The 10,273-nt window shown below is 47.1% G+C and carries 13 protein-coding genes; all 13 read right to left on the bottom strand.

Going from position 1 to position 10,273, the window contains the following annotated elements:
- Nucleotides 1-108 precede the first annotated feature (108 nt).
- Nucleotides 109-696: a histidine phosphatase family protein gene (locus Q0R37_RS13450; protein WP_294755058.1), complete on the bottom strand. Its 588-nt coding sequence runs from the start codon at nt 694-696 to the stop codon at nt 109-111.
- Between the two features lie 48 nt (nt 697-744).
- Nucleotides 745-1,791 (bottom strand): acyltransferase, encoded by a 1,047-nt coding sequence (locus tag Q0R37_RS13445; protein WP_294755057.1) that lies wholly within the window; start codon nt 1,789-1,791, stop codon nt 745-747.
- 34 nt (nt 1,792-1,825) lie between these two features.
- On the bottom strand, nt 1,826-2,200 hold the full coding sequence (locus tag Q0R37_RS13440) for a hypothetical protein (RefSeq protein WP_294755055.1): 375 nt from the start codon (nt 2,198-2,200) through the stop codon (nt 1,826-1,828).
- The gene (nspC, locus tag Q0R37_RS13435; RefSeq protein WP_294755062.1) at nt 2,200-3,336 is read right to left on the bottom strand and encodes a carboxynorspermidine decarboxylase; all 1,137 of its coding nucleotides are present in this window, start codon (nt 3,334-3,336) and stop codon (nt 2,200-2,202) included. The genes Q0R37_RS13440 and nspC overlap by 1 nt, the downstream gene beginning before the upstream one ends.
- Complete coding sequence (locus tag Q0R37_RS13430; RefSeq protein ID WP_366517442.1) at nt 3,336-3,989, bottom strand: peptidylprolyl isomerase; 654 nt, start codon at nt 3,987-3,989, stop codon at nt 3,336-3,338. The genes nspC and Q0R37_RS13430 overlap by 1 nt, the downstream gene beginning before the upstream one ends.
- Nucleotides 3,986-4,480: a VanZ family protein gene (locus Q0R37_RS13425; RefSeq protein ID WP_294755060.1), complete on the bottom strand. Its 495-nt coding sequence runs from the start codon at nt 4,478-4,480 to the stop codon at nt 3,986-3,988. The genes Q0R37_RS13430 and Q0R37_RS13425 overlap by 4 nt, the downstream gene beginning before the upstream one ends.
- A gap of 1 nt (nt 4,481) precedes the next feature.
- The gene (locus tag Q0R37_RS13420; RefSeq protein ID WP_294755054.1) at nt 4,482-5,684 is read right to left on the bottom strand and encodes a saccharopine dehydrogenase family protein; all 1,203 of its coding nucleotides are present in this window, start codon (nt 5,682-5,684) and stop codon (nt 4,482-4,484) included.
- 62 nt (nt 5,685-5,746) lie between these two features.
- Nucleotides 5,747-6,196: a DUF3592 domain-containing protein gene (locus Q0R37_RS13415; RefSeq protein ID WP_294755053.1), complete on the bottom strand. Its 450-nt coding sequence runs from the start codon at nt 6,194-6,196 to the stop codon at nt 5,747-5,749.
- Between the two features lie 12 nt (nt 6,197-6,208).
- On the bottom strand, nt 6,209-6,667 hold the full coding sequence (locus Q0R37_RS13410; protein WP_294755052.1) for a GNAT family N-acetyltransferase: 459 nt from the start codon (nt 6,665-6,667) through the stop codon (nt 6,209-6,211).
- A gap of 25 nt (nt 6,668-6,692) precedes the next feature.
- On the bottom strand, nt 6,693-7,544 hold the full coding sequence (gene speB, locus Q0R37_RS13405) for an agmatinase (protein WP_294755051.1): 852 nt from the start codon (nt 7,542-7,544) through the stop codon (nt 6,693-6,695).
- Nucleotides 7,534-8,385 (bottom strand): polyamine aminopropyltransferase, encoded by an 852-nt coding sequence (gene speE / locus Q0R37_RS13400; RefSeq protein WP_294755050.1) that lies wholly within the window; start codon nt 8,383-8,385, stop codon nt 7,534-7,536. Before speE ends, speB begins: the two co-directional genes overlap by 11 nt.
- A 182-nt stretch (nt 8,386-8,567) precedes the next feature.
- A complete protein-coding gene (locus Q0R37_RS13395) occupies nt 8,568-9,068 on the bottom strand; it encodes a hypothetical protein (protein WP_294755049.1) in 501 nt (166 codons plus the stop codon).
- 63 nt (nt 9,069-9,131) lie between these two features.
- Nucleotides 9,132-10,273: aminotransferase class I/II-fold pyridoxal phosphate-dependent enzyme (locus Q0R37_RS13390; protein ID WP_294755048.1), on the bottom strand; the 1,142-nt coding region annotated here is incomplete at its 5' end.

Raw genomic sequence — 10,273 nt, 5'->3', positions numbered from 1 at the left:
CAAAGGGTTGTGAACCCTTTGGAATCCCTTCCTTTTGGGTTGGCGTAATCAATGCATAAATTATGATTTATAAAAGGAAAGGACAGCATGAGCTGTCCTTTTTTCGTATCAGTGGTTTGTTCCGCCTTTGAATTTCTTTTTTACTATGAGTATCTCCTCTTTTTCGACACACTCCCTGCCCTCAAAGCCGAGCCTGATGATATAGGGCATGAAGTCGATGATACGCATGAAATCATCGGCTCCGAAGCTGCTGTCATAATAGTGGAGTATGGTGCTGAGAGCTGTTCCGTGAGTTCCCACCATTACGTTCTCGTCTTTATGAGCGTCAAGTATATCATTGAGAGCCGCAATGTTCCTGTTCATTACCGAGCGCAGGCACTCGCCGTCGCTCTCGCAGAAATCAAGGTCAGCCCAGCGCCTGCGGAACATCTCGGGATTATTGCTGTTTTTGCCGCTTATACGCTCGTGGAGCCTGTCGTCGATATCAATATCCAGTCCGTGCTCAGCAGCGGTCTGCTTTATGGTATCATAGCTGCGCTTATAGGGACTTGATATAGCATAGTCAAGGTGTATGGCACTCATGGCTTCAACTACCTCGGCAGTATCCCTCTCTCCCTCATCTGTAAGAGGTCTTAGGGCTGCGTCGGTACAGCTGTAATCAGGCTGTGCGTGGCGCACAAAGTAGATATTTGTCATTTTTGCTTTTCCCTTCAATTAATACTTGTCTTTTCCAATCTCAAATAATCATCTCAATAATCTTGAACAGTTACCTATTATTTTTTTGAAGCTCTCTTCCAGCGCGATTGAAAATTCATGTATATGTAAAAAATCAAATAATTTCTTGCGTATGAAATCGACGATCAGACCCATAACGCATAAAAAACAAGAAATGCCTATTACCTGAATGATCATAACTATAGTATTTGAAGAAACCAGTTCCTTTACAGAACCACAAAAATCATCCCATATGATCCTGTTTACATGGAAAAGGTAAATGCCAAATGCTAATGGAGAAAGATGTTTTATTATTTTTCCGTTTATATTTATCCGCGCGAAAACAATAACCAGTATCAGTCCGTTTAACAGCATTGTTGGCGATATGTGGATATATAATGTATCCAATCCGCCAATTATATACGCCAGCCATGAAACTACACTGCTTATCAGAAAGATCATTATCAAAAACCATGTCTTTTTATCAGCGAAAAGATCACATTTTTTGGCTAATGCTCCGATACAATAGAGAATTATCAGCCATATCAATGAAGTTCCTGTATTTAAATAAAACATATCATTATTCATTTCCATTACTGAAAACAGTATGAAAAAGAGTATCAGCATTTTTCCGGCAGTTTCCGCTTTCATAGCAAAAACATACTTTTTGATCAGAGGGAAGAAGAAAAATGCTCCGAAATACGCTGTAAAATACCAATACTGTTTTGAAGTTACAGGAAAAATCAAAGTCAGTATCTCAGTACTGTCATAATCATCGGCAAAGCCTAAAACACGGAAAAACAATGTGATAAAACATGAATAAAAAAACACCTGAAACCATAGCTCTATGAGCCTTGAATATTTTGTGGACTTATCATTTGCTACGTAACCGCTTATTATCGCAAACCCGTCAACCGAACAACATGAAAGTACGTACATCAGCCAGTTTATATTATACTTTAAAGTACAAGGCTCATAATAATCCAATAATCGTCCGCGGCCAACTGTATGCATGATACATATCATGAACATTAAGACTAATCTTAACAGATCAATTCCATAATTCCGTTTACTCATTTCTTATCCACCCTAAAACATTTTCATATATTGGTCATTTCATCTTCTCCTTTATATCGTAAATAAGCTCGTCAGCATACTCGTCCCAGCCGTGGATACTCATTATTTTTTCCAGTACATCCACAGCACTTTTATACTTTCCACTTTCGGCAAGCTCTTCCGCGTACAGCATGGAAATGCTCTTGTCAAAATCATTTTCATTATAACACAGCTCAAGATACTTCTTTGCTTCGTCCGACTGTCCGAGCCCCTTGCAGGCTTTGTAAAGCCAGTAGTACGTATCCTTCAGATGTCCGATCTCGTCCGACAGAAGAAGCTGCTCCCTTGCTTCGGCGTATCTTCCCATCTGACACAGGGTCCTGCCGTATTCAAAAAGCTCGTCCGCAAGCTGACTGCTCATGCCGTTCATTATAATCTCCCCTTAAAATCCTCGTAGCCGAAGCTGCGAAGAGTTTCAAAGCTGCCGTCCCTTTTCAGCAGAAGTATTGCAGGCAGCGGCATACCGTTGAAGGTGTTGTTCTTTACCATGGAGTATATAGCCATATCGCCGAATACGAGCCTGTCGCCGATGTGAAGCGGCTCGTCAAAGGAGTACTCCCCTATAACGTCGCCTGCTAGACAGGTCTGAGAGCCGAGTCGGCAGCTGTACTTCTTCTCGCCCTTTTCGCCAGAGCCCATAAGAGGCGGACGGTACGGCATTTCCAGTACATCGGGCATATGACAGGCCGCCGAGGTATCGAGTATAGCTATAGGCATATCGTTCTCCGTAAGGTCGAGCACCTCCGTAACGAGCCAGCCCGCATTGAGTGCTATAGCTTCCCCGGGTTCAAGAAAGACCTCCAGCCCGTACTTCTCCCGCATACGGCATATGCACCTTTCAAGCCGCGGTATATCGTAATCCTCACGGGTTATGTGATGTCCGCCGCCGAAGTTTATCCATTCAAGCTGCGGAAGTATATCCCCGAACTTCTCCTCAACGGCGTCAAGGGTAGTCTCAAGGTCGTCGGAGTTCTGCTCGCAAAGAGTATGGAAATGTATGCCCGTTACTCCCGCAAGATCGTCCGTGCGGAAGTTCCTGCGTGTTATGCCGAGTCTCGACTTCGGCGAGCAGGGGTCGTATATCTCATGTCCCTCCTGTGTGGAGCATTCGGGATTTATACGCAGACCTATCTTCCTGCCTGCCGCAAGTACACGGGCACGGTACTTGTCGAGCTGAGTGAAGGAGTTGAATATGATATGTCCGCAGTATGATATTATCTCGTCTATCTCGCTTTCGCGGTAAGCTGCCGAGAAAACGTGATTTTCCTTTCCCATTTCGTCATGTCCCAGCTTTGCCTCGAAAAGTCCGCTGCAAGCCGTGCCTGCAAGGTACTCTCCGATAAGGGGATAAAGATGATAGCATGAGAAAGCCTTCTGTGCAAGGAGTATCTTTGCGCCCGTGCGTTCAGAAACGCCGCGCAGTATCTCCAGATTGTGAACAAGCGCCGACTCGTCCGCTATATAGCAGGGAGTCGGCAGCTTTGAAATATCAAACCCGTAGTTCATCATTTGAGAAAATCGTTCATTGTGATCTTAACTCTCGGCTCGCCGCTTTCGTCGGGCTCGATCATCTCGACCTTTTCCATAACGATAGGTGTTTTCGGTACAGCGATCTCACCGCTGCTGTTCACGTCACGCTCTACCTTCAGGAAGTCGTCAACTACCTCCATACCCTCGGTAACATTTGCAAATGCAGCATAGTTTCCGTCAAGAGTATCGGCATACTGTCCATTGTAGCAGATAAAAAACTGGCTCGAAGCGCTGTCATAACTCATACTGTTGCGTGCCATTGAAACAACTCCGCGCTGATGCGAGAGCTCGTTGTTCACGCCGTTAGCCTTGAACTCGCCCTTGATAGTCTCCTTGCTTCCGCCCATACCTGTGCCCTCGGGGTCTCCGCCCTGAGCCATGAAGCCGTCAACTACACGGTGGAAGGTAAGTCCGTTGTAAAAGCCCTCGTTTACGAGCTTCTCGAAGTTCTCACAGGTTATGGGAGCCTGATCCGTATGAAGGGTAAGTACTATGGTATTTCCCGACTGTACAGCCGCTTCCTTCTGATCGGGAAGATGATCCAGTGTCTTTCCGCAGCCCGTGAGCATGAGCATAGCCGAAGCAGCCGCTGCCGCAGCTATTTTTGTTATAAACTTGAAATTCTTCATTTCTGTTCTCCTTTTGCAAGGCTGACGTCAATGAATGTCAGTCTTTTTATCATATTTATCCTTGTTAATGCATATCCTGCGGCTGCACCCGCCATATTCAGTATAAAATCGTCAATATCGCAGGCGCCGCACATAGTTATGAACTGTATTATCTCCACGCCGATTATAACAGCCGAAGCCGTGAGAAAAAAGCTTCCGAAACGCCTCTGCCTTTTCCATATAGCAGGCAGAAATACTCCCAGCGGCATGAATATCAGCAGATTTCCCGCAAGGTTGTCCTTTGAGAGTTCAAGGTAATAGATATCCCTGTTGCGGATATATCCGATGAATTCTATGACCGTGCGGAACGGTAGAAAATTGGTATATTCGCGGAAGTATTCGCCATAGGTGTAAAACTTCCACATACTGCTCCTTATAAAGAAAAGGAGATTGAGCGCAAGCAGTATATAAACCGCAAACAGCGTTAGGACGATAGTTCTTTTCAGTCTCAAATCAGTCAACAAGAACAGGATCGAAGTCCTCTTCCCATGGGAGTCCCCACTTGTTGAGAGCTTCCATGAACGGATCGGGATCGAATTCCTCGATGTTGTATACTCCCGCCTTTTTCCATGTGCCTGTCATTATCATCATAGCGCCTATCATTGCGGGAACGCCTGTGGTATAGGAAATAGCCTGCGAGCCGACCTCCCTGTAGCACTCCTGATGATCGCATATATTGTAAAGGTAGTAGTTCTTGTCCTTGCCGTCCTTCTTTCCGCGGAAGATACAGCCGATATTGGTCTTGCCCACTGTTCTCGGGCCAAGTGAAGCAGGGTCGGGAAGAACTGCCTTGAGGAACTGGAGAGGTACTATCTCCTTACCCTCGTACATAATAGGCTCGATAGAGGTCATACCTACATTTTCGAGACACTTGAGGTGTGTGAGATAGCTCTGACCGAAGGTCATGAAGAAGCGGATGCGCTTGATGCCCTTGATGTTGAGAGCAAGTGACTCAAGCTCCTCGTGGTGGAGGAGATACATATCCTTCTCGCCAACACCCTTGAAGTTGTAAACTCTCTTTATCTCCATAGGCTCAGTCTCTACCCACTTGCCGTCCTCAATGTAGCTGCCCTTTGCGGATACCTCACGGATATTTATTTCAGGGTTGAAGTTTGTAGCAAAGGGATAACCGTGGTCGCCGCCGTTGCAGTCGAGAATGTCGATATAGTTTATCTCGTCAAACTGATGCTTCATTGCATAAGCGGAGAATACTCCCGTAACGCCGGGGTCGAAGCCGCTTCCGAGGAGAGCAGTGATGCCTGCCTTCTCAAATCTCTCGCGGTAAGCCCACTGCCACTTGTACTCGAACTTGGCAGTATCAAGAGGCTCGTAGTTTGCAGTATCAACATAATGGGTCTTTGTGGCAAGACAAGCATCCATGATAGTGAGGTCCTGATAAGGCAGTGCAAGATTGAGCACTACGTCGGGCTTGTAGCTGTTTATGAGAGCAACGAGCTCGTCTGCATTGTCGGCGTTTACCTGTGCGGTCTCGATGACAGTCTTTGTGGTGGGCTGGAGCTTCTCCTTGAGCGCGTCGCACTTTGACTTGGTACGGCTCGCTATCATTATGCCCTCAAATACCTCGCTGTTCTGACAGCACTTGTGGATAGCTACGGACGCAACGCCGCCGCAGCCGATTATCATACATTTTCCCATTTTTGATTCCTCCGTATCTTAAAATATTATATTGCATATTTCTGATAAAACATGATCAGCTTTTAATATATGATATTGACGATCATGACCGGAAGCGCCAATATCAAAAATATCAGCAGCAGAACTCCGATGACCGTACACGCGATTTTTATACCGTGTATCCTGACAAAACGTATTTCCTCAGGACAAACAAATGATTTCGGATTATCAGGATCCACAAAGAGTTCGACCTGCGAACCGACCTTCATCTTCTTGACCCACTTACCGTCGGTACTGCCTGCAAGTCTGCATAATTCACCTTTGTAGGAATACTCATAAAGAGGTGCCCTTTTAGTGTAATATGAATGGTCATCATTGTCATAAGACCTGACATCGGTATGACTGACTACTTCCGCAAAAACACTTTCCGTACAGCGCTGCTTTCTTTTTTTCTCCTTTATCATTTCAAATATAAGAAATATAAAAACAAAGATCAAAAAGATCAACGCAAGGAACAGCATTATTATAACCATTGTGTTTTCCTTTCAGAATATCAGCTTCATAGGTCTGAACGATGAAACGCTGTCCTTAAAGCCAAGCTTTTTATATAAAGGATATCCGTCCGCAGAAGCCTTAAGCTCTATATAGTCAAGCTCCAGAGCCTTTGCATCGGCGATAAGCAGCTCCATGAGAGCTTTTGCTATCCCCTGCCGCCTGTACTCGGGTCTGACATACACGTTGAGCACATCGCCTATCCTGCCGTTTGGAAAGTTTGAATTCGGCGGCATTGCCTTAACTACAAGAAACGCCGAGCCTACCGCCTTTTCGTCCTCCTCCGCAATATATGCGAAGAAGTCCCGTTCAAGGTGCTCAGCATAGTATTTTGGCAGGCCTGCCCGTATATGCTCAGCTGTCTCAGCAGACATTTCGGGAAAGTCCTCAAGGAGATATGCCATTCTGATATCCGTAAGCCCTGCTGAATCCTGTGCTCTGAAAATGTTCATACCGATCACCGTTTTTTCTCTGACATTATGAAAGCGCCAGCAGCATTTCCCTTATTATCTTGCAGGCAACTGCTGTGGAAACTCCGCTCTGATCGTAAACGGGGCTCAGCTCGTTCACGTCGCAGCCTACTATATCGAGTTTGCTGCAAACCAGTGTCACAGCCTTTCTCAGCTCGTCAAATGTGGCTCCTCCCGCCTCGGGAGTTCCCGTACCGGGGAATACGGACGGATCGAGCACATCGAGGTCGAGAGTGAAGTAGACCTTTTTGCCCCTGAGCTTCTCCACTGTTTCCTCAAGTCCCTCAAAGCTGAATTTATGCATTTCCGTATGCCCGTCTGCGAAGCGAAACTCCTCGCGGTCGCCGCTGCGGATACCGAACTGGAATATATGTCCGTTCCCCACAAGCTCATGGCAGCGCCTCAGTACGCAGGCGTGTGAGAGCTTCTGACCGAGATAGTCGTCGCGGAGATCCGCATGAGCGTCAAAATGCACGATATAAAGGTCACTGTACTTTTCATTTACTGCCCTGACAGAGCCGAGAGTGACAAGGTGCTCGCCGCCTATCATAAAGGGCAGCTTACCGTCCGCAAGTATCGTACCCGCCCGGTCAGTTATATCGGCTATGGCGCGGTCTGTGTCTCCGAAGGGGAGTTCCAAGTCGCCGCTGTCAAAATAGCTGTAGTCCGTCATATCCTTATCCTGATACGGACTGTAGGTCTCTATGCCGAAGCTTTCACTGCGTATTGCCGAAGGTGCAAATCTTGTGCCCGGACGAAAGCTCGTAGTACCGTCAAAGCCTGCGCCGAAAAGGACTATCCTTGCGTCCTCGTATTCGCTGTCGCAGGCGATAAAAGTCTGTATATTCTTATTCAACATCTCTGAGAAGCTCCTCTACATAGCATGGGAGAGCGAAAGCTCCCGTATGGAGCCTCGGGTTGTAGTATCTTGTCTTTATGCCGAGCATACTCCATTTAGTGCCGTTATAGTCATTGGTAGGATGATACTTCTTTGAAGCAAAGCCGAAAAGCCAGTGTCCCGAAGGATATGTGGGGATATGTGCCTGATAGACCTTGCTTATGGGGAAGCTCTCCACTATGCGCTTGTGTGAGCGCTGCATAGCTGCGGCGTCCTCGTCGTAGAAGGGGCTTTCATGCTGATTGACCATGATGCCGTCGTCGCGGAGCGCCTTGAAGCAGCTTCCGTAGAATTCCTTTGTGAAAAGTCCCTCTCCCGGACCGAAGGGGTCTGTGGAATCCACGATGATAACGTCGTACTGATCTGTGCAGCGGCGTATGAACTTCACGCCGTCCTCGTAGAATACATTGACTCTCGGATCATCGAAGCGGCAGGCTGTAGCAGGCAGATACTTCTTGCAGACCTCTACCACCAGCTCGTCTATCTCCACAAGGTCAATGCTCTCAACGGAGGCATATCGTGTCAGCTCGCGGACAACACCGCCGTCGCCTGCACCGATAACGAGTATATTCTTAGGATTTGGGTGAACCGCCATAGGAACATGGGTTATCATCTCGTGATAGATGAACTCATCCTTTTCTGTGAGCATCATGTACCCGTCCAGTGTGAGGAAACGGCCGAACTCCTTGGAGTCGAATATGTCTATGCGCTGGAACTCGCTGTTTCCGCTGTAGAGCTGATGATCCACCTTTATTGAAAATTTTACGTTAGGAGTATGTCTCTCCGTGAACCATAATTCCATACTATACCTCCGTTTTAAATCATGACGCCTTTAGCCATCAGGAAGCGGCTTCGCCGCTTGTAGGGGCGAACATTGTTCGCCCGCGCAACTTAATATACGGGCGCACACTGTGCGCCCCTACAACAAGCTAACGGCTAATGGCTAATAGCTAACAGCTTAAATCATAATTCAGCAAAGCTGAATTATGATTTGTCAACAGGCGGCTTGCCTGCCTTGGGATCAACGCCTGCAAGCTTCATGGAAAGCTTTATGTATATCGGCGTTACGATAAGGATAATAACGAATGCAACAATAAGGCTGATTATGAGGGACTTTATGAACATTGCCGCGAAAGGCGGGAGCTGTGCGTGTCCGTTGCTCATCTTCATAGCCATTTTACGTGCAAGAACTATCATTGCAAGTGTGATGAACGGAGTATATATAATATCCGATATAAGCGCAGAAACGATGTTTGCAGGCATACTGTGCTCCCTGAGCCCCATAGCCTTTACGGCTCCGTCCTCTATCTTCCTCATAGGCACTATAAAACCGATAATTAAACTGATGACCGTACTTACGGCGAAGCTTACAAGAAACGGTATAAGCTTGAAGCCGTCCTCCGATGTGAGATTGCCCGTAAGAGACAGGCAAAAACTGAGCGTTACTCCCATAAGGAGCGACATAATTATTCCTACTTTTTTCATATCCACTTTACCTTCCTTAAAAGAAAAATATATAACAAAACGCTCTGCACGTTTTATTTCACATCACAGGTCGAGAACATTGAGTCTCTCGATATTTATATCCTCCGTGCCCGTCATCTGGCAGCCCTTTTCCTTGGCATACTTTATATACTCTATTATCTCGTGAGTTATGAGCTCGCCGGGAGCAAGTATCGGTATACCCGGGGGATAGCACATTACGAACTCGCTGCATATCTCCCCTGCCGCCTCGTCAAGGGGCAGTGAGCGCTTTGCCGCATAGAAAGCCTTTCTCGGAGTTTCCGACACCACAGGGCTGATATACTCCTGTGTGAGGAGCTCAGAACCGCTTTTGCCGAAACGGCGCTTTATCTCAGCAAGGGCGCTGATAAGGCGCTCGATATCGCGCTTTCTGTCGCCTACGGAGATATACGCGAGGATATTTCCGATATCGCCGAATTCTATCTGTATATCGTACTCGTCACGAAGCAGGTCGTAGACCTCTATTCCCGCAAGTCCGATAGGCAGTGTGTATATACTCAGCTTTGACACATCAAAGTCATAGATGCTGTCGCCGTTTATGAGCTCCTTTGAGTAAGCGTAATAGCCCCCTATCTCGTTTATCTCAGAGCGTGCATATTCAGCCATTTCCACTGTCTGCGCGAATATCTCCCTGCCGCCGAGAGCCAGTCTCTTTCTTGATATATCAAGACTTGACAGCAGCAGATACGAAGCGCTTGTAGTCTGAGTGAGATTTATCACCTGTCGCATATAGTCCGCGTTGACGTTCTTTCCGAGAAGCAGAAAGGAGCTCTGCGTAAGGCTTCCGCCCGACTTATGCATACTCACGGAAGCGCAGTCCGCACCTGCCGCCATAGCGGTGAGGGGGAAGTTCTCCCCGAAGTAGAAATGGGTACCGTGAGCCTCGTCAACAAGCACCAGCATACCGTGAGCATGAGCAAGCTCGGTTATCTTCTTAAGGTCGGAGCATATGCCGTAGTACGTGGGATTATTGACCATTATCGCCTTTGCGTCGGGATTTTCCTTTATAGCCTGTTCCACCTGAGCCACCGACATACCCAGAGCGATGCCGAGCTTTGCATTAACGTCGGGATTGACGTATACAGGCACAGCTCCCGTGAGGATAAGGGCGTTTATAGCGCTTCTGTGGACATTTCGGGGCATGATTATCTTGTCGCCCTCCTTGC

The sequence above is a fragment of the uncultured Ruminococcus sp. genome (genome assembly GCF_946415235.1).
Classification (GTDB): Bacteria; Bacillota; Clostridia; order Oscillospirales; family Ruminococcaceae; genus Ruminococcus.
This window is presented reverse-complemented; position numbering and strand designations above follow the sequence as displayed.